This window comes from Micromonospora sp. NPDC020750 (assembly GCF_044334565.1).
Classification (GTDB): domain Bacteria; phylum Actinomycetota; class Actinomycetes; order Mycobacteriales; family Micromonosporaceae; genus Micromonospora.
In genome coordinates, this window is sequence record NZ_JBIRTH010000008.1 from 358,308 (window position 1) to 380,836 (window position 22,529).

Sequence of the window (22,529 nt, forward strand, 5' to 3'; positions counted from 1 at the left end):
TCAACCCACAGAACTCGGGAGGTACTCGCGTCGACTACGCGGGGAGAGCCTGACGCCCGTCGCCACCACCCCTGCCGGCCGGGCGGCTGGACCCTCACCGCGAGCCGTACTCGCTGGTCACACAGCCCAGGGCGAACCGCATCCCGGTAGGCGCGCCCGGCATGGGTCGTGTCGCCGGGGCGGACGTTGGGCGAAAGCGCCCAGGCCGACGCCGGCATTGAGGCGAGATGGTCCGAATCGCTCTGGAAAGCTACCCTACCCACCCGTTGGAGGATCAGCATGGTCTCCCGGACCCGTCCCGCCAGGCGTCGGCTTCGAACGCTCTCGGTCTCCGGAATCGCCGCCGTCGTCGCGGCTCTCGTCGTGTCCCTGCTTCCCAATCTCGCCCAGGCCGCCGAGACCACCCTGGGTGCGGCTGCGGCCCAGTCGGGTCGGTACTTCGGTGCCGCCGTCGCCGCGAGCAAGCTCAGCGACGGCGCGTACACAACGATCTTGAACCGGGAGTTCAACAGCGTCACTCCCGAGAACGAGATGAAGATCGACGCGACCGAGCCGCAGCAGAACAACTTCACCTTCACCAATGCCGACCGGATCGTGAACCATGCCCTCAGCCGGGGCTGGCAGGTACGCGGCCACACCCTGGCCTGGCATTCGCAGCAACCGAGCTGGATGCAGAACATCAGCGGCAGCGCCCTGCGCCAGGCGATGCTGAACCATGTCACCCGGGTGGCCACCTACTACCGGGGCAAGGTCGTGGCCTGGGATGTGGTGAACGAGGCGTATGCCGACGGCAGCAGTGGCGCGCGGCGTGACTCCAACCTGCAGCGTACCGGCAATGACTGGATCGAGGCCGCGTTCCGGGCCGCAGACGTCGCCGACCCGGGCGCGAAGCTCTGCTACAACGACTACAACACCGACGATTGGACCCAAGCGAAGACGCAGGCCGTCTACAACATGGTGCGCGACTTCAAGCAGCGTGGCGTACCGATCGACTGCGTCGGGTTCCAGTCGCACTTCAACGCCAACTCACCGTACCCGAGCAACTACCGCACCACCCTGTCCAGCTTCGCGGCCCTCGGTGTGGACGTGCAGATCACCGAGTTGGACATCGAGGGTTCCGGCAGCGCGCAGGCCACCGCCTTTCGCAACGTGATCAACGACTGCCTGGCTGTGGCCCGCTGCAACGGTGTCACGGCGTGGGGTGTACGGGACTGCGACTCGTGGCGCTCCAGCGGCACCCCGCTGCTCTTCGACTGCAACGGCAACAAGAAGGCCGCCTACACCTCCACCCTTGACGCGTTGAACAGCGCGACTCCTTCTCCCACCCCCTCGGCCACGGCCACACCGCCGCCGGGGCCCATCGACCCGGGCGCGTGGTACGAACTGGTGAACCGGAACAGTGGCAAGGCATTGGACGTGTGTGGCTCGTCCACGGCGGACAATGCCTGCGTTCAGCAGTACGCCCGCTCGGGCGGGCAGAATCAGCAGTGGCAGTTCGTCGACTCCGGTGGTGGCTATTACCGGATCCGGGCGCGGCACTCGGGCAAGGTGCTGGACGTGTCCAACTACTCGACCGCGGACGGTGCCGCGATCGTGCAGTACGGTGACCACGGCGGAACGAACCAGCGGTTCCGGCTGGTCGACACGGGCGGCTACGTCCGGCTGATCAACCAGGGCAGCGGCAAGGCGGTGGAGGTCCAGAACTCGTCCACCGCTGACAGTGCCCCCGTCGTGCAGTACACCGATTGGAACGGCACGAACCAGCAGTGGCAGTTGGTCCGGGTCGGCGGACCTCCCACCTCGCCGACGCCGACGCCGACTCCTACCGGCACGTGCACTCTTCCGTCGACGTACCGTTGGACGTCGACGGGCTCGCTGGCGAACCCGCGGTCGGGTTGGGTCTCGCTGAAGGACTTCACCGTCGCGCCCTACAACGGCAGGCAACTCGTCTATGCGACGACACACGACACGGGAACGTCGTGGGGCTCGATGAACTTCGGCCTCTTCACCAACTGGTCCGACATGGCCACGGCCAGCCAGAACCCGATGTCTTCCGCCACTGTCGCGCCAACGCTCTTCTACTTCGCCCCGAGGAACATCTGGGTGCTCGCGTACCAGTGGGGTGGGTCCGCTTTCTCCTACCGGACGTCGAGCGACCCCACCAACCCGAACGGGTGGTCCTCGCCGCAGACGCTCTTCTCTGGAAGCATCTCCGGCTCCGGCACTGGACCGATTGACCAGGCCATCATCGGTGACGGCACCAACATGTATCTGTTCTTCGCCGGGGACAATGGCAAGATCTACCGGGCCAGCATGCCCATCGGCAATTTCCCCGGCAGCTTCGGCACGACGTCGACAGTGGTCATGAGCGACACGACGAACAACCTGTTCGAGGCGGTTCAGGTCTACAAGGTCCAGGGCCAGAACCAGTACCTCATGATCGTCGAGGCGATCGGCTCGCAGGGTCGCTACTTCCGCTCGTTCACGGCCACCAGTCTGGGGGGGTCGTGGACCCCGCAGGCCGCAACCGAGAGCAACCCCTTCGCCGGCAAGGCCAACAGTGGCGCCACCTGGACCAACGACATCAGCCACGGCGAACTGATTCGCAGCAACGCAGACCAGACCATGACCATTGACGCCTGCAAGCTGCAGTTCCTCTACCAGGGACGTTCCCCCAACTCCGGCGGTGACTACGGCCTCCTGCCCTACCGGCCAGGTCTGCTGACGCTACAGCGCTGATGGCGTGACGCAGGTCCGGCCCGGAAGTTCCTGACGATCACGGGCAACGGCATGTGTCGAATCGGGCGCACGTTGTCACGACTCACGATCAGGAGCGGGTGAATCCGAAGCGGCGGGCTCGGCGCACTGCCGAGCCCGCCCAGGGCAGTTGTCGCGGGTGCGGTGACAAGCGACGCCACCGGGCGCCGGCCCATTCGCCGGACGGCGGCGACTGCGCGCCGCCGGTCCGGACCGGGCCGCACTGATCTGCCGCCGTGCGCGGGTGAGGCCCGCAGACCTCAGGCGGTTGCAGTAGATGCCGGCTTCAGACGTTTCCGCTCGACAACGCTTGTTGCCGTCACCACACTCAGCGGCGGCACGTCCTTCGCGACGACGGCGCCTGCGCCGACGACCGAGCCGTGACCGATCGTGACTCCGGGGGTGACCGTGGCTGCGGCGCCGATCCACACGTCATCCTCGATGACGATGGGCGCGTGCGTGATGAAGTCGTACCGTTCGTCGAGCTCGACGGGGTGTCCAGCCGTGCTCAGAGTCACTCGGGGACCGATCAGGACGCGGTCACCGATGGTGATGCCCCCGTAGTCGAGGAAGAAGCATCCCTGATTGATGAACACGCGCTCGCCGAACGATGCGCCGAGCCCGTAGTCGCAATAGAACGGGGGCAGGATGGACAGAGAGCCAGGGATCGGTTGACCGAAGATCTCGGTGAGCACCGTCCTGCGCGCCTCGAGGTCGCCGAACGGCAGCCCGTTGAGTCGCGAGGTCAGGTCCATGACGAGCTGTACGCGTTCCGCGAAGGCTCGTGACTCGGGCGTCCGTGTTCGTAGGCGTTGCTCGTTGCGCACAAGGCGATGCTGGCACGGCGGGTCAGGGACCCGGTGGCGACCCACCGGCAGGGAGCTGTTGCCCTCCACCACGGCCAGCCGTAGCTGGGCCATCGGCGGGCCGGTAACCATGCGGCCCAGTGGTCACGAGCGGGCACGAGATGCCATCGGCACGGCCGCCGAGAGCAGGCGTTTGGGGCATCACGGCCGCTTGTTTCTCAGTGTCGACGCAACAAGTAGGTGTCCATCACCCAGCCCCGCCCCTGCTTTGCCTCCGCTCGTCGTGACCAGATCGCGTCGGCGACCTCGTCCAGGCGGCCGGCGACCAGCTGCTCGTCGGACGAGCCGAGGTTCGCGCCCCACCAGATCCGCCAGGTCGAGGGCTCGGGCAGCCGGCGGCAGGTCAACGCCCCGTCGAGCATGACGACGAGGTTGTCGCCGTCTGCCGCGTCCTCGAGCAGGCGCCGGCCGGTCGTGATCGTGATCGGGCCGCCGATCGCGTTGAGCACGAGTCGGTGGCGGGCCGCGAGCAGTTGGACACTGCTGAGGCCAGGCACCACCTCCACCGCGACGTCGACGCGTCCGCGCTCGACGATGCGGTCCGCCAGCCGGATCGCCGAGTCGTACAGGGCCGGGTCGCCCCACACGAGCACCGCCGCATCTCCCGGGTTGTCCAGCAGTGCCTGCTCGTAGACCTGCGCCCGCGCCTCGTGCCAGTCACGCACCGCGGTGGCGTAGTCGGCCGGGTCGGCACGGTCCCGCTCGGGGTCGGGGACGTGCACGAGCCGCCACTCCCCTGTGACGTGCCGCTCGCAGATCGCCTCGCGCATCGCGATGAGGTCGGCCGTGCCCGGGTGCTGCGCGGTCTTGTCGGCGACGAGGAAGTAGGCGACCTCGTTGAGCACCCGGGCGGCCTGGGCCGTCACCAGCTCGGGGTCGCCCGGGCCCAGCCCGACGAGCGCGAGGCGTCGTGTCACGCGTCGTCCTCCAGGTCGCCCTCGACCTCCAGGTACACCCGCGCCATCTCCGCCATGATCTCGGTGTCCGGGTCGGACCACAGCCCGCGGTCAGCAGCCTCGTTCAGCCGTTCCACGATGCCACGCAGCGCCCAGGGGTTCGCGCGGCGCATGAACTCCTGGTTCGTCCCGTCGAGGACGTACTCGCGGGCCAGAGACTCGTACATCCAGTCGTGGACGACGCCGGCGGTCGCGTCGAAGCCGAACAGGTAGTCCACGGTCGCGGCGAGCTCGAACGCACCCTTGTACCCGTGGCGCTGCATCGCCGCGATCCAGCGCGGGTTGACGACGCGTGAGCGAAAGACGCGGTTGGTCTCCTCCTGCAGGGTGCGGGTGCGCACGGCGTCCGGCGTGGTCGAGTCCCCGACGTACGCCTTCGGCTCGGCGCCGGTCAGCGCGCGGACCGTGGCGATCATGCCGCCGTGGTACTGGAAGTAGTCGTCGGAGTCGGCGATGTCGTGCTCGCGCGAGTCGATGTTCTTCGCCGCGACGGCGATGCGCTTGTAGCTGGTGCGCATGTCGTCGGTGGCCGTGACACCGTCGAGCCCGCGGCCATACGCGAAGCCGCCCCACGCGGTGTAGACCGCGGCCAGGTCGGCGTCGTCGCGCCACGTGCCGGACTCGACGACCTGGAGGATGCCGGCACCGTACGAGCCCGGCTTCGAGCCGAAGATCCGGGTGGTGGCCCGCCGCAGGTCGCCGTGCTCGGCGAGGTCCTCGCGGGTGTGCGCGCGGACGAAGTTGAGCTCGTCGGGCTCGTCCAGCCCGGCGACGATCTGCACGGCGTCGTCGAGGATTTCGATGACGTGCGGGAAGGCGTCGCGGAAGAAGCCCGAGATGCGCACGGTCACGTCGATGCGCGGCCGGCCCAGCTCGTCGAGGTCGATCACCTCCAGGCCGTTGACGCGTCGCGAGGCCGGATCCCAGGTCGGGCGCACGCCCAGCAGCGCGAGCACCTCGGCGACGTCGTCACCGGACGTGCGCATGGCGGACGTCCCCCACACGGACAGGCCGACCGAGCGCGGGTGCACGCCGGTATCGGCGAGGTGCCGGGCGACGAGCGACTCGGCCATGGCCTGTCCCGTCTCCCACGCGAGGCGCGACGGGACGGCACGCGGGTCGACGGTGTAGAAGTTGCGACCGGTCGGCAGGACGTTGACCAGGCCGCGCAGCGGGGAGCCGGACGGCCCGGCCTCGACGAAGCCGCCGGCGAGCGCGTGCAGGACGTTGGTCAGTTCGTCGGTGGTGGCGGTCAGGCGCGGGACGACCTGCTCGGCGGCGAACCGCAGGACGTCGCGCACGACCGGGTCGTCGTGCAGCGCGTCGATCGCGTCGACGGCCCAGCCGGACTTCTCCATCGCCTCGACCAGGGCACGGGCCTGCCCCTCCACGGCGTCGACCGCGGGGACAGGGGCGTCCTCCGCGAGCCCCAGGGCGGCGCGCAGGCCGGGCAGAGCGCGGTTCTGGCCGCCCCACACCTGCGTGGCGCGGAGCACGGCGAGTACGAGGTTGACCCGCGCCTCCCCCGTCGGCGCCTGGCCCAGCACGTGCAGCCCGTCGCGGATCTGGACGTCCTTGATCTCGCACAGCCAGCCGTCGACGTGCAGCAGGAAGTCGTCGAACTCCTCGTCGTCGGGTCGCTCCTCCAGCCCGAGGTCGCGGTGCATCTGCGCGGACTGCATGAGCGTCCAGATCTGCTGGCGGACCGCGGGCAGCTTCGCCGGATCCATGGCCGCGACGTTGGCGTGCTCGTCGAGCAGCTGCTCGAGCTGGGCGATGTCGCCGTAGCTCTCGGCGCGCGCCATCGGCGGCACGAGGTGGTCGACGATCGTGGCGTGCGCGCGGCGTTTGGCCTGGGCGCCCTCGCCGGGGTCGTTGACGAGGAACGGGTAGATCAGCGGCATGCTGCCGATGGCCGCGTCCGTGGCGCACCCGGCCGAGAGCGCGGCGTTCTTGCCCGGCAGCCACTCCATCGAGCCGTGCTTGCCCAGATGCACGACCGCGTCGGCGCCGAAGCCGTGCTCGAGCCAGCGGTACGCCGCCAGGTAGTGGTGCGACGGTGGCATGTCGGGGTCGTGGTAGATCGCGACCGGCTTCTCGCCGAAGCCGCGTGGCGGCTGGATCAGGATGACGACGTTGCCCGCGCGCAGCGTGGCCAGCACGATGTCACCGGCGTCGTCGACGAACAGTGAGCCGGGGGCCTCGCCCCAGGTCTCGACCATGGCGTCACGGAGCTCGTCCGGCAGGTGGGCGGTCCAGCGCAGGTAGTCGTCGCGGCCGATGCGCACGTGCGACCCGCTGAGCTGGGCCTGCGTGAGCCACTCCTCGTCCTGGCCACCGGCCTCGATCAGCGCATGGATGAGCGCGTTGCCGGCCGTCGTGTCGGGGTCCTCCCTCTCGACCGGCGGGAGCGGGTCGAGCCCGGGGATCTCGCCGGGCGCGCCGAGGTCGTAGCCGGCGTCGCGCATCGCGCGCAGCAGCCGGATCGCCGATACGGGCGTGTCGAGGCCGACGGCGTTGCCGATGCGGCTGTGCTTGGTCGGGTAGGCCGACAGGACAAGGGCCACCTTGCGCTCGGCCGGTGGAACGTGTCGGAGCCGCGCGTGGTTCACCGCGATGCCCGCGACGCGGTCGCACCGCTCGGCGTCGGTCTGGTAGCGCGGCAGACCGTCGGCGTCGACCTCCTTGAACGAGAACGGGACGGTGATGAGCCGGCCGTCGAACTCGGGGATGGCGATCTGGGTCGCGGAGTCGAGCGGGGTGACGCCGTCGTCGGATGCTTCCCACTCGGCCTTGCTGGACGTGAGCGCCAGCGCCTGCAGCACCGGGACGTCCAACGCGCGCAGCCGCTCGACGTTCCAGGACTCGTCGTCGCCACCGGCGCCGGCGGTGGCGGGCTTGGAGCCGCCTGCGGCGAGTACGGTGACGATGATCGCGCCGAGCGTGGCGAGCTCGGTGAACAGCTCGTCGGGCGCCGCCCGCAGCGAGGAGACGAAGATCGGCACGCCGACGGCCTTGCCGGTCGCGTCGATCGCGTCGGCGAGCTCGTGCGCGAACGCGTTGTTGCCGCTCACCTCGTGTGCCCTGTAGTACAGCACGCCGATCCGTGGCACATCGCTCCCGGCTGCCTGCCGGCCGACGCCCCACTCGGGCAGAACGGCCGGCGGCTCGAAGCCCTCGCCGGTCAGCAGCACCGTGTCGGAGAGAAAGGCGTGCAGCTGACCCAGGTTCTCCGCGCCTCCCTCGGCGAGGTAGCGGTGTGCCTCGGCGCACACGCCGATCGGCACGGTTGACAGCTCCATGAGTGCGGCGTTCGGCGTCCGCTCCCCGCCGAGGACGACCAGGGGACGCCCGGCCTCGCGCACAAGGGCGGCGACATCCCGCACGTCCTCGGGTGAACCGAGCACGCGCAGCACGACCAGGTCCGCCTCGGCGGTCAGGGCGTCGCGGCGCTCGTCGGTCACCCGGGCAGGGTTGGCCCAGGTGTAGTCCGAGCCGCTGGCACGCGCCGACAACAGGTCGGTGTCCGACGTGGACATGAGAGCGATGCGGGTCATGCTTCTCCTTCGGTGGAGCTGGTCCGGGAGTCGAGGCGCAGGTCGTCGACCGGGCGACCGGCGCAGAGGTGCTCACGGACCAGCCGTGCCGCGTCGCCGGGTCGTACCGGCCCGTACCAGGCGCCGTCGGGGTGGACGACGGCCACGGGGCCGTGGTTGCACGGGAACAGGCACCCGGTCTGCGCCATGAGGACGTCGGAGTCAGTGAGCCGGTGCTCGACGAGCGCGCCGACGAGCGCGCGGTAGGTCTCGTCCGCACCTCGGGCGCTGCAGCGCGGGCCACGGCACAGCAGCAGATGGTGCCGGTACGGCGGGGGCGCGTCCCACGCCGGTGACGACAACGGCGCCTCGCGGCCGGTGATGGTCCGCTCTCCGAACCGGATGACCGGCGGGTTGATCTGCTGGCGGTGCCAGTGGCCGGCGACGCGTCCCACCCACGAGCGGGCGTAGGTCAGGTCGTCGGTGCTCACCGGCTCGAGGCGAACCTCTCGGACGCCGTCGGCGTGCACCAGGTCGAGCACGTGGGTGAGTGTCGGCTCGCCGACCTGCAGGAATGCCAGACGGGCACCGGCGGCCTCGGCCTCCCGGCGCAGCACCGCTGATCGGGCGGCGTCGGGCAGTGCGGTCGCGACGTGGACGAGGACGCTCACGACGTCAGGAGCGGACGAGCCAGTTGGGCAGAACCTGGTGGGAGGATCCGGTCTGGTGCGAGCGAGGATAACGAGCCACGACGGTCTTCCTTCGTCCGGAGGCCTGTGCGCGAGGCCTGGATGGGCAGGTGTCGCAGACGGGGTCTGCGGCCAGCAGGTCTTCGGACTTGGGATCAACCGGACGGAGCGCCTTCCCAGACCGTTGGTCCAGTGGCGTCGTGCTCCGCCCGTCACCCTCACCGCTGCGCGTCAGTCCCGGACTCTCACCGGGTTCCCTGGCTCATGGCTGAGTTTGGCTGGCGTGACGAACGTAGCACCGCCGACCGACGGTGCCCGAGACGGGCTCTGGCACGATGGCGCCGTGACCGAGAGGACCCGCCGTGACCTGTGTCCCGGTCTGCTGCGCCCCTGGATCGCCGACGACGGCGCGCTCGTCCGGGTGCGCGTCCCCGGTGGCGCCGTGACGACCGAGGCGCTCGGCGCACTCGTCCGCGTGGCGGGTGAGCACGGCGACGGCGCGGTCCACCTGACCAGCCGCGCCAACCTCCAGGTGCGCGGCATCGAGCACGACGACGGGTGCCTGCCGGACGCGGTCGTGGACGTGATCATGGCAACCGGGCTCGTGCCGTCGACGTCGCACGAGCGGGTGCGCAACATCTTGGCCTCACCGCTCACCGGACGCCGCGCTGGCCGCGCCGACCTGCGTCCGGTGATCGCTGGCCTCGACGCCCGGCTGTGCGCGGAGCCCCTGCTCGCCGCGCTGGCCGGCCGGTTCCTGTTCGTGCTCGACGACGGCCGCGGCGACCTGGTCGAGCGCGACCTGGACCTCGGTCTCGTGGCGCTCGACGCGAGCACCGCGCAGTTACGCGCCGGGACGTCGTGGGGACCGGTGGTCCCGCTGGACGAGGCCGCTGCGGCGCTGACGACACTCGCCGTGCGGTTCGCCGGGCTCGCCGGTAGCGAACCGAGCTCTCCCTGGCACGTCGAGGAGCTGCCCGGCTCCGGCGCGGCAGTGCTGGGCACCGTGCTCGAGCGTGCCGCGGGGACCCGGGTGAGCACGCCACCACCCCCGCTTGGCAGGATCGCGCAGGACGACGGCCGTGTCGCGCTGCACCTCGCGGTCCCCGACGGCCGGGTGGATGCTCGCTTCATGGACGAGGTCCGCGCCCTCGGTGCGGGCGACCTCGTCGTCACGCCACGGCGCACCCTGCTCGTCCCCGATCTGGAGAATGCATGACTTTCGCCCCACCGACGCGCCGCTACGACTACGTCACCGACGGCGCGGCGATCTACACCGACTCGTTCGCCACCATCCGCGCCGAGGCCGACCTGACGCGCGTCCCGACCGACGCCGAGAAGGTCGCGGTGCGGATGATCCACGCGTGCGGGCAGACCGACCTGACGCGGGACCTGGTGATCCATCCCGGTCTTGTGACGGCGGCCCGGGCGGCGCTCGACGCGGGAGCGCCGATCCTGACGGACGCGCACATGGTCGCCGCCGGCGTCACCCGCGCCCGGCTGCCCCGCGACAACGAGGTCCGCTGCTTCCTGCGCGAGCCCGAGGTCCCGGCGCTCGCCCGCGCGTGGGGCACGACCCGGTCCGCGGCGGCGGTGTCTCTGTGGGCCGAGCACATCGAGGGTGCGGTCGTCGCGTTCGGCAACGCCCCCACGGCCCTGTTCCACCTGCTGGAGATGCTGCGTGACGGCGCACCGCGGCCGGCCGCGATCATCGGCACGCCGGTGGGTTTCATCGGTGCGGCCGAGTCCAAGCAGGCGCTCATCGACCTCGCCGCCGAGGCACCCGGGCTCGACGTGCCGTATCTCGTGGTGACCGGGCGTCGCGGCGGCTCGGCGCTGGCCGCCTCGGCGCTCAACGCCCTGGCCCAGGAGGCGGAGTGAGCGGCCGGCTGTTCGGCGTCGGGGTCGGCCCGGGGGATCCCGAGCTCGTCACGCTGAAGGCCGCCCGGCTGATCGGCGCGGCGGACGTCGTCGCCTACCACCAGGGCGTCGGCAAGCAGTCCAACGCGCGCCGCATCGCCGCCGGCCTGCTCCCGGACGACGTGATCGAGGAGGCGCTCGTCTACCCGGTGACGACGAAGACCACCGACCACCCGGGCGGGTACGCCGGCGCGATGGCGGACTTCTACGCCGAGTGCGGCGAGCGGCTCCGCGCGCACCTGAGGGCGGGCCGCGACGTCGTCGTGCTGGCCGAGGGCGACCCGATGCTCTACGGCTCGTTCATGTACCTGCACGACCGGCTCGCGGACGAGTTCGAGACGCAGGTCGTCGCAGGCGTACCCGCCTTCGCGGCCGCCACGGCCACGACCGCCCTGCCCCTGGTCCGGCAGACCGACGTGCTGACCGTGCTGCCCGGCACGCTTCCCGAGCCGGAGCTGGCCCGGCGCCTCGCCGACACCGACGGCGCCGTGATCATGAAGCTCGGCCGCACGTTCGCCAAGGTCCGCTCGGCGCTCGAACAGGCCGGACGCGTCGAGGGGTCCTGGTACGTCGAGCGGGCGTCGATGGACGCCCAGCGGGTGCTCCCGGTCGCCGACGTGGACCCCGATACGGTGCCGTACTTCTCGATCGTCCTGGTCCCCGGCGACACCCGTCCCGGTGTGGCGCGCTACGACCGCTCGGCGAGTGCGGTCACCGAGCCCGTCGCCGGTGCCGAAGTCGTCGTCGTGGGCCTCGGTCCCGGTCCCGACCAGTGGCTCTCCCCCGAGGCGTCGCAGGTGCTCGCGGAGGTCGGCCACGTCATCGGCTACGGACCGTATGTCCAGCGCGTCCCGCAGCGCCCGGGCCTGGTGCGTCACGCGTCCGGCAACACGGTTGAGGTGGACCGGGCCCGCGAGGCGCTCGAGCTGGCGCTCGCCGGCGAGCGCGTCGCGGTCGTCTCCGGCGGCGACGCGGGCATCTTCGGTATGGCGTCGGCGGTGTTCGAGGCCGCGGAGGACCCGCGCTACGCGGACGTCGCCGTGCGCGTCGTGCCCGGAATCTCTGCCGTCCAAGCGGTCGCGGCGCGTGCCGGCGCCCCCATCGGCGCTGACTTCGCGGTGATGAGCCTGTCGGACCGGCTCAAGCCCTGGGACGTCGTGGTGAAGCGGCTGCGCGCCGTCGCCGAGGCGGACCTCGTGCTCGCCCTCTACAACCCGCGCTCGCGCTCGCGCACCGAGCAGGTCGCGCAGGCCCGAGCAGTGCTGCTGGAGCACAAGTCGCCCGAGACCGTCGTAGTCGTGGGTCGCGACGTCGGCCGCGCCGGGGAGAGCCTCACCGTGACGACGCTGGGCGAGCTCGACCCCGAGACCATCGACATGAAGTGCCTGCTGCTCGTCGGCGCCTCGTCGACGCGCGTCACGGCGGCCGGCCGTGTCTGGAGCCCGCGCTTCGTCGCCTAGTCAGCCGCGGGCGCGACGTTCGCGGCTGGCGGCGTACAGGAACGACTCACCGCCGCGGACGTCGGGAGCCAACGCGGGGCCGACCAGGATGACCGCGGCCTGGCGCAGGCCCGCGGCCTCGACCTGGTCGCCGATGTCGGCCAGCGTGCCGCGCAGGACGAGCTGATCCGGCTGCGTCGCCTTGGACACGACGACGACCGGGCACCCGTCGCCGTAGTGCTCGGCCAGTTCGGCGGCCAGCTCGCGGCTGCGGGTGATGGCCAGGTGCAGGGCCAGGGTCGCGCCGGTCGCGGCGAACGCGGCGAGCTGCTCCCCCGGCGGCATGACCGTGGAACGGGCCTGAGCGCGGGTGAGCACGACCGACTGGGCGAGCTCGGGGACGGTCAGCTCGGCGCCGACGATCGCCGCGGCAGCCGCGTAGGCGGGCACACCGGGCGTGACGTCCCACGGGACCTGCGCCGCGTCGAGCCGGCGCGCCTGCTCATGTACCGCCGAGTACAGCGACGGGTCGCCCGAGCACAGCCGCACGACCTCCAGCCCGTCGGCGTGCGCCTGCACCAGGTGGGCGGTGATCTCGTCCAGGTCGAGGTGCTGGGTGTCGACCAGCCGGGCGTCGTCGCGGCAGTGGCCGAGCACGTCGGCGTCGAGGTAGGTGCCCGCATACAGGCACACGTCCGCAACCTCGAGCAGGCGCACCGCGCGCAGCGTGAGCAGGTCGGCGGCACCGGGTCCGGCCCCGACGAAATGGACGGTCATGACTCTCCCTTGGTGACGGTCCACTGGCTGACGGCACGCGCGGGCGTCCAGCCGGTGAAGCTGCCGAGCGGCTCGGCGCGTTCGACGTGCAGGCGGACGAGCTCGCCGCCACGGCGACGGTACTGCTCGAGCAGCACCGCCTCGGTCTCGGCCGTGACGCCGTGTACGACGAGTCGGCCACCGGTGCCGAGCGCGTCCCAGCACGCTTCGAGCACGCCGGGGACGGTCGCTCCCCCGCCGACGAACACCGCGTCAGGGCGCTCGAGACCGGCCAGGGCGTCGGGTGCTGAGCCCTCGACGAGACGCAGGCCGGGAACGCCGAGCGTGGCGGCGTTGCGACGCACGAGCGCGGCGCGGTCGGCGCGGGACTCGATCGCGATCGTCCGCGCCGTCGGCCACGCACGCATCCACTCCACGCCGATCGAGCCACTGCCGGCGCCGACGTCCCACAGCAGTTGACCGGGAGCGGGCGCGAGCCGGGCCAGGGCGCTGGCACGCAGGTCGCGCTTGGTGATCTGCCCGGCGTGCTCGAACGCGTCGTCGGGGAGCACCCCGCCCGCGGCCCAGCCCGGTCCGGTGCCCCGGATTTCGGCGGCCAGGACGTTCAGCCGGGGCACGTCCACGACGTTCCACGAAGCCGCGGTCGACTCGGCACGCGACTCACCCGCGGCGCCGAGGTCGCCGAGCACGGCCAGCCTGGACTCTCCCCAGCCGAGTCCGGTGAGCAGCGCAGCGACGGCGGCAGGCGTCGTTTCGTCGCTGGAGAGCACGAGCAGCCGCCGCCCGGGGGCGAGCGCGGGGACGACGAGGCGCACGTCCCGGCCGACCAGACTCACCGTTGTGACGGACTCCGCCGGCCACCCGAGACGTGCCCGAGCGAGCGCCACGGAGGAGACCGCGGGCACGATCGTCACCCGTTCCGGGCCCAGGATGTCCAGCAGCGTCGTGCCGACGCCCGACACGAGCGGGTCGCCCGACGCCAGCACGACGACGGGCCTGCGCGCGGCGCCCAGCAGGCCCGGCAGATTCTCCCGCAGCGGCGACGGCCACGCCACGCGCTCCTGGCCGTCGACCGGCGGCACCGCATCGAGGTGCCGGGCCCCGCCGAGCAGCGTCGCAGCCCCGTGCACCAGCGTCCGAGACGGCTCCGGCAGGCCCGCCCAGCCGTCGGCCCCGAGCCCGACAACGGTCACCTGCGCCTCCATGGTTGCACCCTAGCCCGGTCCGCCCGGCCGCCGGACCGCTGTCTGGGCCGTCAGGACGGCGTCTAGGGTGATGCGAAGGTTCGAGGTGCCCCACGGCCGATGGTCACGGGGAGAATCTGGGAAGCCGGTGAGAATCCGGCACAGGGCCCGCTGCGGTGACTCAGGCACAGACCTGGGAAGTCCGAAGACCGGCCTCGATCCGAGCCGCGACGCGTCCGCGTCGTGGACGGTCATGGCAGATCGAGCGGGAGCCCTATATGCCAGCGCAGTACCCCTTTTGTGCCGTCGTCGGCTCCGACGACATGACTCTCGCCCTCACCCTGGTCGCGATCGATCCGCTCATCGGCGGCGTCCTGGTCCGCGGGGAGAAGGGCACCGCCAAGACCACCACCGTGCGCGGCCTCGCCGAAGTGCTGCCGCTGGTGCGGACGTATGCGGGCGACCGGTTCTCGGTCGACCCGGACGATTCCCTGGCGGTCTGCCCCGACGGGCCCATCGACGCGTCCACGCCCGTCGTCGAGCGGCCGGTGCGGCTCGTCGAGCTGCCCGTCGGTGCGAGCGACGACCGGGTGACGGGCTCCCTCAAGCTCGACGCGGCGCTGCGCGACGGCGTAGTGGCGTTCGAGCCGGGCCTGCTCGCCCGGGCCCACCGCGGCCTGCTCTACGTCGACGAGGTCAACCTGCTGCACGACCACCTCGTCGATCTGCTGCTCGACGCAGCGGCGACCGGCCGGGTCAGCGTGGAGCGCGACGGCTTCTCAGTCGAGCACGCCTCCCGGTTCGTGCTGATCGGCACGATGAACCCCGAGGAGGGCGAGCTGCGCCCGCAGCTGCTCGACCGGTTCGGCCTGACCGTCGAGGTCGCCGCACCGCGCGACCCCTCCCTGCGGGTGGAGGTCGTGCGTCGCCGGCTGGCGTTCGACGCCGACCCGGAGGGCTTCACCGCACGCTGGGCCGACGAGCAGGACGCCCTACGCGCGCGGCTGGTGGCAGCCCGGCGGCTCGTGCCGGACGTCGTGCTCGACGACCGGACGCTGACGACCATCGCCGAGGTGTGCGCCGCGTTCGACGTCGACGGCCTGCGCGCGGACCTCGTCACCGCCCGCACCGCCTCGGCGCACGCCGCCTGGCAGGGACGCGCGCACGTGACCCGCGGGGACGTCCGCGTCGCCGCCCGTCTCGCGTTGCCGCACCGCCGGCGCCGCAACCCGTTCGACGAGCCCGGCCTGGACGAGGACCGGCTCGACGACCTGCTGGGCAACGACGACCCGGACCCCGGACCGGACGGGCCCGACGACGGGCCCGACGACGGCCCCGGTGGTCCCGGCGGCGGGCCGCCGGACGACGCCCCACAGGAAGACCGGTCCCGGGACGCCCACGACTCCCACGCCGCAGGATCGCCCGCGCCGGACAACGCGCCGCAGCCTGCCGTTGCCGGATCGGTCGCGTCCGCCGGCGAGCCGGCACGCGCCCGCCTGCTCGTCGTACGGGGCACCGGCGAAGGCCAGGCCGGCCGCCGGTCCCGGGCCCGCACACCTCAGGGCCGGGTCGTCGGGCAGCAGCGCGGATCGTCCGTCGCCAGCCGCCTGCACCTGCCGGGCACCATCACCGAGGCGGCACCGCACCAGCGTTCCCGTGGCGGCTTGGCCGAGGGCCGCGGTCTCGTCTTCGCCCCGGGCGACCTGCGCCGCGCAGAAACCGTCGGGCGGGAGTCGAACCTCGTCCTGCTGTGCGTCGACGCGTCCGGCTCGATGGCCGCGCGACGTCGCATGGAGCAGGTCAAGACCGCCGTGCTCGCGCTGCTGCTGGACGCCTACCGCCGCCGGGACAAGGTCGCGCTGGTGACGTTCCGCCAGCGCACCGCCGACGTCGCCCTGCCGCCGACCGGGTCCGTCGATGTCGCCTCCCGGCGCCTGGCCGACCTGCCGGCCGGCGGGCGTACGCCGCTCGCCGAGGGCCTGGAGCGCTCTGCGGAGGTGCTGCGCCGCGAGGCGCTGCGCGACCCGTCCCGCCGGCCGCTGCTGGTCGTGGTGACCGACGGCCGTGCGACCTTCGGGCCGGACGCGCTCGGTCGTGCCCACCGCGCCGCGGCGCACCTGGCCGCTACCGGCGTGCAGAGCGTCGTGGTCGACTGCGAGACCGGACGGTTCCGGCTCGGCCTTGCCGCGCAGCTGGCCGCGTACCTGCAGGCCGAGCACGTGCCGCTCGGTGAGGTGACCGCCGACGGGCTCACCAGCGTCGTCCACACGGCGACCGCGCCGCGCGAGGGGGTGGCCTGATGCCGCAGGGCAAGCCGCTGGTCGTCCCGGACGACGGCATCAGCACCCGCGCACGGCGCAACCGCCCGCTGCTGATGGTCCACACCGGCAACGGCAAGGGCAAGTCGACCGCCGCCTTCGGCCTGGCGATACGCGCCTGGAACCAGGGTTGGGACATCGGGGTCTTCCAGTTCGTCAAGTCGGCCAAGTGGCGCATCGGGGAGCAGACGGTGCTCGAACGGCTCGGCCGCCTGCACGAGGAGACCGGCGAGGGCGGGCCCGTCGAGTGGCACAAGATGGGCTCGGGGTGGTCCTGGAGCCGCAAGGGCGGCACCGAGGCGGACCATGCCGCTGACGCCGCCGAGGGCTGGGCGGAGGTGAAGCGGCGCATCCAGGCCGAACGGCACCAGCTGTACGTCCTGGACGAGTTCACCTACCCGATGCAGTGGGGCTGGGTCGACGTCGACGACGTCGTGGAAACACTCGCCAACCGTCCTGGCCGCCAGCACGTCGTCGTCACCGGACGCCGCGCCGACCCCCGCCTCGTCGCGGCAGCCGACCTGGTGACCGAGATGCTGCACGTCAAGCACCCGATGGACGTCGGCCAGAAGGGTCAGCGAGGCATCGAGTGGTGAGGCTGCCACGAGTGCTGCTCGCGGCACCGGCCTCCGGCCACGGCAAGACCACGGTCGCGACCGGGCTCATGGCCGCGTTGGCCGCCCGCGGGCATGCCGTCTCGGGGCACAAGGTCGGGCCCGACTACATCGACCCCGGCTACCACGCGCTGGCCACCGGGCGTCCGGGCCGCAACCTCGACCCGCACCTGACCGACCCCTCGCTTGTGGTCCCGCTGCTGCTTCACGGCGCCCAGGACGCGGACGTCGCGGTCGTCGAGGGGGTCATGGGTCTGTTCGACGGCCGCATCGGCGGCGACGGGTTCGCCTCCACCGCCCACGTCGCGACGCTCACCCGGACGCCGGTCGTCCTGGTAGTGGACGTCTCACACGCCTCGCGCAGCGTGGGGGCAGTCGTGCACGGGATGGCGACGTTCCAGCCCGGCATCACGATCGCGGGTGTCGTGCTCAACAAGGCCGGCTCCCCCCGCCACGCTTCCGAGGTGGCACGCGCGGTGGAGTCCGTCGGCGTCTCCGTGCTCGGGATCCTGCAGCGCGACGATGGTGTCAGCGCGCCTTCGCGCCATCTCGGGCTCGTCCCCGCAGCCGAGCGCGACGAAGCCGCCGCCTCGCTGGACAGGCTGGCCGAGCAGGTCGCCCGCCACGTCGACCTCGACGCCGTGCTGGAGGTGGCGCACACCGCGCCCGACCTCGACTCCGAGCCGTGGGACCCGGCCGCGCACGTCCGATCCTCCGGCACCGGGTCCCCGATCATCGCGGTCGCGGCCGGGCGTGCGTTCACCTTCCGGTACGCCGAGACGACCGAGCTGCTGCAGGCGGCGGGCTGCACCGTCGTGCCGTTCGACCCGGCCCGGGACGAGCGGCTTCCCGCCGGGACGCGCGGTCTGTATCTCGGCGGAGGTTTCCCCGAGGTGCACGCGGCCGCGCTGAGCACCAACACGGCCCTGCGCGACGAGCTGCGTCAGGCCGTCCTCGACGGCGTCCCGACGGTGGCCGAGTGCGCCGGACTGCTGTACCTGTGCCGCTCCGTCGACGGGTACCCCATGGTCGGGGCGCTCGACGCCGACGCGGTCATGACGCCCCGGCTCACCCTCGCGTACCGCCGGGCCGAACTCGGCTCGGACCAGCTCCTCGGCGCACGTGGGACCGGTGCCACGGCGCACGAATTCCACCGCACCATGGTCACTCCCGTGCACGGCGAGCGTCCCGCGTGGACGCTGGAAGGCGGCGACGTCGGGTTCGCGGGCCTGACGCTCAGCGCGTCCTATCTGCACGTGCACTGGGCCGGGCACCCGCGCCTGGCCCAGTCGTTCGCGGACGCGGTGCACCAGGCGGACGCAATCGCGGCACCTGGTGTGCCACGGACGCACGCCGTCGCCGTGCCGCTGGGTCCCGAACCGCCCGCAGCCCCGCTGCGCCACCACGGCGACCTGGAGCTGTCCGCCGATCTGCTGGACCTGGCGGTCGACGTCAGCCGTCTGCCCCGCCCGGAGTGGCTCGAGCGGGCGCTGCGCGACGCGATCGCGACCTCCGACACCTACCCCGAAGCCACCGCGGCTCACGTCGCTGTGGCGCGTCGCCACGGCCGTGACGAGTCCGAGGTGCTCGTCACGGCCGGCACCGCCGAGGCGTTCTTCCTGCTCGCCCGAGCACGTCCTTGGCGACGCCCGGTCGTCGTGCACCCCCAGTTCACCGAGCCCGACGTCGCGCTACGCGCCGCGGGCCACACCGTCACCCATGTCCTGTGCCGGACCGAGGACGACTTCGCCCTCGATCCCGGCGCCGTCCCTGACGACGCGGACCTCGTCGTGGTGGGCAACCCCGCCGACCCGACCGGACGCCTGCACGCCGCCGCGACCCTGCGCACCCTGTGCCGCCCCGGACGCATTGTCGTCGTGGACGAGACGTTCATGGGCTTCGTGCCGGGCGAGCCGCAGACGCTCACCTCGCACCGGCTACCCGGGCTGGTCGTGGTGCGGAGCCTGACCGAGCTGTGGTCGATTCCCGGCATCCGCGCCGGGTACGTCGTGGGCGACGCCGCCGTGGTCGCCGACCTCCGAACCCAGCAACCGCCCTGGTCGATCGGCACCCCGGCGCTGCATGCCGTCGTCGCGACCACCGGGCCGCAGGCCGAGGCCGAGGCGGGGCGCCGGGCCGCGCTGTGCGTGCGGCAGCGGCGCACGCTCGTGGACGGGCTGAGCGAGCTCGGCCTGACGGTCGCGGAGTCCAACGCCCCGTTCGTCCTCGCCCGTCTGGGCTCCGGAGCGCACGCGCGCCTCAGGGACGCGGGCGTGGCCGTGCGCCGGACCGACGTCTTCCCCGGTCTCGACGGCTCGTGGGCGCGCATCGCCGTCCGCGAGCCGGCCGCCACCCGCCATCTGCTCACCACGTTGGGACTCACCGTCGCATGGAACTGAACGTCACCGGTCGCAGCGTGCTCGTCCTCGACGGGGGCCCGCGCGCCATTGCCACGGTCGCTGCGCTGCTGCGTGAGGGTGCATCTGTCACCGTCGCAGCGCCGACCGTGTGCGCCGCGCTGGAGGACCTCGCCCTCCGTCGGCGTCTGACCTGGGTCACGGCACCCGTGGACGAGGGCTGCTTCGATGTCGTGCTACGGGCCGTCGCGCCCCTGACGACCGACGCACCCGCCCGGACGGGCCGGGCCGGTCATGTCACGCTGGTCGGCGCCGGCCCCGGGGACCCCGGTCTGGTCACCGTCGCCGGACGTGCGGCCATCGAACAGGCCGACGTGATCGTCGCCGACCGGCTCGCGCCGTGGGAGGCGCTGGCGTGGGCCCGCCCGGAGGCCGAGGTCGTCGACGTCGCGAAGATTCCCTACGGGCGAAGCACCAGCCAGGAGGAGATCAACCGTCTCCTCGTAGAGCACGCACGCGCTGGGCGTCACGTCGTGCGGCTCAAGGGCGGCGACTCCTACGTGTTCGGCCGCGGCTTCGAGGAGGTTGCCGCGTGCGCCGACGCCGGGGTCGCCACCACCGTGGTGCCCGGCGTGACGTCCAGCGTCGCGGGCCCTGAGCTCGCCGGCATTCCGGTCACCCACCGCGGACTCGTCCAGGGCTTCACCGTCGTCTCCGGCCACGTACCGCCGGGCCACCCCGACTCGTCGATCGACTACCCGGCCCTCGCCCGCTCCGGCACCACGATCGTGGTGCTCATGGGCGTGCGTACCCTTCCTGCCATCGTCGAAGCGCTCATCGCCGCCGATCTGGACGAGGGCACGCCGTGCGCGGTCGTGGCGGACGCCAGCCTGGCCAGCCAGCAGGTCGTCCGCAGCACCCTCGCCCACATCGTCGCCGACACCGCCGCGGCCGGCATCGGCGCCCCTGCCGTCGCGGTCATCGGTCACGTGGCCGCGCTCGAGCCGCGTCCTGCGTGGGCGGTCATGACAGCCGCCACACCGTTTCCCCGCCCGATACCTGCTATGGTCGTCCCACCTTGCTGAAGGAAGCCGGTGTGATCCCGGCGCAGTCGCGCTACTGTGACGCCGCTCGCGGCGAAGCCAGACCCTCCAGCAGGTGAACATTCATCGATGGGACGCAGAATTCCCAAGGAGTGTCATGTCTCAGGCAACCACGGCCGCTCCGGCCGCCGTTCCCACCATCCCCGTGCGCGAGCTCGCCCCCTGGGCGCTGTTCTTCGCGCTGCTCACCGCCGTCGTCCTGTTCTTCGTGGGCGCCGAGCAGGGAGCATTCTCCGTCTTCGAGGGCACCGCCGTCCACGAGTTGGTGCACGACGCACGACACGTCTTGGGCTACCCCTGCCACTGACGCTCGCGCGTCCGCCGTCCGGTCGGCCGGATTCTTCTTCCTCTCGCTCCCGGCCCGCCGGCGGCTCGTGCTGCCCGCAGCCGGCTCTCGAACGGACCTTCGATGGCCCCTCGTACCTTCCTCGTACACGGCCTGCTGGCCGGCCTGATCGCCGGTTTCGCAGCCTTCCTCGTCGCCTACGTCGTCGCTGAGCCTCAGATCGACACCGCCATCGCCCTGGAGGAGGCGGGCTCGGCCGAAGACGGGCACCCGCACGACGACGCGACCGCCGAGCAGTCCCACAGCCACGGTGAGGAGGCCGAGGTCTCCCGCGACACGCAGTCGACCTGGGGCCTGGCAACCGGCACCATCCTGATGGGCGCCGTCCTCGGCGGCGCCACGGGGCTCGCTGCCGCGTTCGCCGTCGGGCGCCTGGGCAGGCTCTCAGCACGAGCCTCCACCGCGGTGGTGGCCGGCGTCGGCTTCGTCGCCACGGGGCTGGTGCCGTTCTTCAAGTACCCTGCCACGCCGCCGGCGGTGGGCTCGGGCGACACGATCGGCGAGCGGACCGCCCTGTACTTCGGCTTCTGGGCGCTGAGCCTCGTCGCGGCGATCGGCGCCGTGCTCCTGGCCCGGCGGGTCCTGCCCCGGCTGGGCGCGTACGCCGCGGTGCTGGTCGGTGCCGCCGCATATCTGGTCGTGGTCGTGGTCGCCGGCGCCGTCCTGCCGACGGTCAACGAGGTCGGCAGCTTCCCGGCCGACACGCTCTGGTACTTCCGCCGCTCGTCGATCATTACCCTGGCCGCGACGTGGATTGTCCTCGGCTTCGTGCTGACCGGCCTGGTCGGACGTGACGCGGACCGAGCCGCCGAGCGGCTGCGCCGCCAGGAACTGGCCGCCACGCTCTGAGCCGCCCCGGACCGCAGCCGCGCACCACCCGCCGCGCGGCTGCGGTCAGTGTGCCGGCAGCGCTTGCACCCAGGCCAGCGCGGCGTCGACGTCGCGGACGACCCGCACACCGCCCGGCGGGCCGGCTCGGCGGACGACGACCACCGGCATCGCCCGCTCGGCGGCGACCTCGAGCTTCGCGACGGTGTGGTCTCCGCCGGAGTCCTTCGTCACCAGGACGTCCGCGTCTGCCATCACCTGCCGCTCGTGTTCGATCGTGTACGGTCCACGGCTGCGCAGCAGCATCCAGGAGGCCGGCAGGCGGATGTCCGGCTCGTCCACCACGCGCACGAGGCACGCGTGGCGGCGCAGCGGCTCGACGAAGCGTCCGAGCGACTGCCGCCCGACGGTGAGGAACGGCCGTGTCCCCAGCCCTGCCGCCACTCGGGCGGCCTCGTCGTGGTCGCCGACCCAGTGCCAGTCGGACGCCTCAGGCCGTCCAGCCCAGCCGGGCCGCTCCAGGCGGAGCAGCGGAACGCCGACTGCCGGGCACGCCGCAGCCGCGTTGGCGCTGATCCTCTCCGCGAACGGGTGTGTCGCGTCGACGACGGCACCCACCCCGGCCCCTTCCAGGTACGTCGTCAGCCCCTCGATCCCACCGAAGCCACCGACACGCACCTGTCCGACCGGCAGCCGCGGACGCGCGACACGTCCCGCAAGCGAGGTCACGACTTCGGCACCGTCCTCGACGAGCGCAGCCGCCAGAGCGCGGGCCTCCCCCGTCCCGCCGAGCACGAGGACCCTCACGCGTGAGGTCCGATCGCCGGGATGGCGGGAAC

17 protein-coding genes, 1 pseudogene and 3 riboswitches are annotated in these 22,529 nt (G+C 72.3%); of the genes and pseudogenes, 11 read left to right on the forward strand and 7 right to left on the reverse strand.

The genetic code is table 11. The features are described from left to right. The first annotated feature begins 279 nt into the window (after positions 1-279). Positions 280-2,739 carry a non-reducing end alpha-L-arabinofuranosidase family hydrolase gene (locus ACH4T9_RS24845; protein ID WP_396673744.1) on the forward strand — a complete coding sequence of 820 codons (2,460 nt, stop codon included), beginning with the start codon at positions 280-282 and terminating at the stop codon, positions 2,737-2,739. 278 nt (positions 2,740-3,017) lie between these two features. On the opposite strand, the gene ACH4T9_RS24850 is transcribed toward ACH4T9_RS24845, so the two are convergent. The 4 genes from ACH4T9_RS24850 to ACH4T9_RS24865 all read right to left on the reverse strand — a co-directional run bounded on the left by ACH4T9_RS24850 (position 3,018) and on the right by ACH4T9_RS24865 (position 8,786). Next, positions 3,018-3,677, reverse strand: coding sequence for a sugar O-acetyltransferase (locus tag ACH4T9_RS24850; RefSeq protein WP_396673745.1), 660 nt, complete (start codon positions 3,675-3,677; stop codon positions 3,018-3,020). Between the two features lie 104 nt (positions 3,678-3,781). Next, positions 3,782-4,540, reverse strand: coding sequence for a precorrin-6A synthase (deacetylating) (cobF, locus tag ACH4T9_RS24855; RefSeq protein ID WP_396673746.1), 759 nt, complete (start codon positions 4,538-4,540; stop codon positions 3,782-3,784). Then, positions 4,537-8,136 carry a cobaltochelatase subunit CobN gene (gene cobN, locus ACH4T9_RS24860; protein ID WP_396673747.1) on the reverse strand — a complete coding sequence of 1,200 codons (3,600 nt, stop codon included), beginning with the start codon at positions 8,134-8,136 and terminating at the stop codon, positions 4,537-4,539. Before cobN ends, cobF begins: the two co-directional genes overlap by 4 nt. After that, complete coding sequence (locus ACH4T9_RS24865; RefSeq protein ID WP_396673748.1) at positions 8,133-8,786, reverse strand: (2Fe-2S) ferredoxin domain-containing protein; 654 nt, start codon at positions 8,784-8,786, stop codon at positions 8,133-8,135. The genes cobN and ACH4T9_RS24865 overlap by 4 nt, the downstream gene beginning before the upstream one ends. Positions 8,787-8,920: 134 nt before the next feature. After that, a riboswitch (cobalamin riboswitch) is annotated at positions 8,921-9,102 on the reverse strand. Between the two features lie 45 nt (positions 9,103-9,147). On the opposite strand from ACH4T9_RS24865, the gene ACH4T9_RS24870 reads away from it, so the two are divergent. The 3 genes from ACH4T9_RS24870 to ACH4T9_RS24880 are packed head-to-tail and all read left to right on the forward strand — an operon-like array spanning position 9,148 to position 12,184. After that, on the forward strand, positions 9,148-10,023 hold the full coding sequence (locus tag ACH4T9_RS24870) for a sulfite reductase subunit beta (protein ID WP_396673749.1): 876 nt from the start codon (positions 9,148-9,150) through the stop codon (positions 10,021-10,023). Beyond that, the gene (locus ACH4T9_RS24875) at positions 10,020-10,685 is read left to right on the forward strand and encodes a precorrin-8X methylmutase (RefSeq protein WP_396673750.1); all 666 of its coding nucleotides are present in this window, start codon (positions 10,020-10,022) and stop codon (positions 10,683-10,685) included. Before ACH4T9_RS24870 ends, ACH4T9_RS24875 begins: the two co-directional genes overlap by 4 nt. After that, the gene (locus ACH4T9_RS24880) at positions 10,682-12,184 is read left to right on the forward strand and encodes a precorrin-2 C(20)-methyltransferase (protein ID WP_396673751.1); all 1,503 of its coding nucleotides are present in this window, start codon (positions 10,682-10,684) and stop codon (positions 12,182-12,184) included. The genes ACH4T9_RS24875 and ACH4T9_RS24880 overlap by 4 nt, the downstream gene beginning before the upstream one ends. Here the strand turns inward: ACH4T9_RS24880 and cobM are convergent, their stop codons facing one another. Further along, complete coding sequence (cobM, locus tag ACH4T9_RS24885; protein ID WP_396673752.1) at positions 12,185-12,940, reverse strand: precorrin-4 C(11)-methyltransferase; 756 nt, start codon at positions 12,938-12,940, stop codon at positions 12,185-12,187. After that, complete coding sequence (cbiE, locus tag ACH4T9_RS24890; RefSeq protein WP_396673753.1) at positions 12,937-14,145, reverse strand: precorrin-6y C5,15-methyltransferase (decarboxylating) subunit CbiE; 1,209 nt, start codon at positions 14,143-14,145, stop codon at positions 12,937-12,939. Before cbiE ends, cobM begins: the two co-directional genes overlap by 4 nt. 66 nt (positions 14,146-14,211) lie before the next feature. Further along, positions 14,212-14,357, forward strand: a riboswitch (cobalamin riboswitch). A 45-nt stretch (positions 14,358-14,402) separates the two neighbouring features. Here cbiE and ACH4T9_RS24895 point away from each other — a divergent pair. The 7 genes and pseudogenes from ACH4T9_RS24895 to ACH4T9_RS24925 all read left to right on the forward strand — a co-directional run bounded on the left by ACH4T9_RS24895 (position 14,403) and on the right by ACH4T9_RS24925 (position 21,711). Further along, positions 14,403-16,424, forward strand: a complete 2,022-nt coding sequence (locus tag ACH4T9_RS24895; RefSeq protein ID WP_396673754.1) for a VWA domain-containing protein — start codon at positions 14,403-14,405, stop codon at positions 16,422-16,424. Then, entirely contained in the window at positions 16,424-17,038 is a 615-nt protein-coding gene (gene cobO / locus ACH4T9_RS24900; protein ID WP_350884770.1) for a cob(I)yrinic acid a,c-diamide adenosyltransferase, read from the forward strand. Before ACH4T9_RS24895 ends, cobO begins: the two co-directional genes overlap by 1 nt. Further along, positions 17,032-18,360: pseudogene (locus ACH4T9_RS24905) on the forward strand (cobyrinate a,c-diamide synthase); the annotation flags it as partial. The gene cobO and the pseudogene ACH4T9_RS24905, both read left to right, overlap by 7 nt. Positions 18,361-18,417: 57 nt before the next feature. Continuing rightward, the gene (gene cobC, locus ACH4T9_RS24910; RefSeq protein WP_396673791.1) at positions 18,418-19,455 is read left to right on the forward strand and encodes an Rv2231c family pyridoxal phosphate-dependent protein CobC; all 1,038 of its coding nucleotides are present in this window, start codon (positions 18,418-18,420) and stop codon (positions 19,453-19,455) included. Further along, on the forward strand, positions 19,446-20,498 hold the full coding sequence (gene cobA / locus ACH4T9_RS24915; RefSeq protein ID WP_396673755.1) for a uroporphyrinogen-III C-methyltransferase: 1,053 nt from the start codon (positions 19,446-19,448) through the stop codon (positions 20,496-20,498). The genes cobC and cobA overlap by 10 nt, the downstream gene beginning before the upstream one ends. Before the next feature lies 1 nt (position 20,499). Continuing rightward, a riboswitch (cobalamin riboswitch) is annotated at positions 20,500-20,561 on the forward strand. Between the two features lie 52 nt (positions 20,562-20,613). Continuing rightward, on the forward strand, positions 20,614-20,823 hold the full coding sequence (locus tag ACH4T9_RS24920) for a CbtB-domain containing protein (protein ID WP_350884765.1): 210 nt from the start codon (positions 20,614-20,616) through the stop codon (positions 20,821-20,823). A gap of 102 nt (positions 20,824-20,925) precedes the next feature. After that, entirely contained in the window at positions 20,926-21,711 is a 786-nt protein-coding gene (locus tag ACH4T9_RS24925) for a CbtA family protein (protein ID WP_396673756.1), read from the forward strand. Positions 21,712-21,756: 45 nt separating this feature from the next. Here the strand turns inward: ACH4T9_RS24925 and ACH4T9_RS24930 are convergent, their stop codons facing one another. After that, entirely contained in the window at positions 21,757-22,485 is a 729-nt protein-coding gene (locus ACH4T9_RS24930; RefSeq protein WP_396673757.1) for a cobalt-precorrin-6A reductase, read from the reverse strand. Positions 22,486-22,529 lie beyond the last annotated feature (44 nt).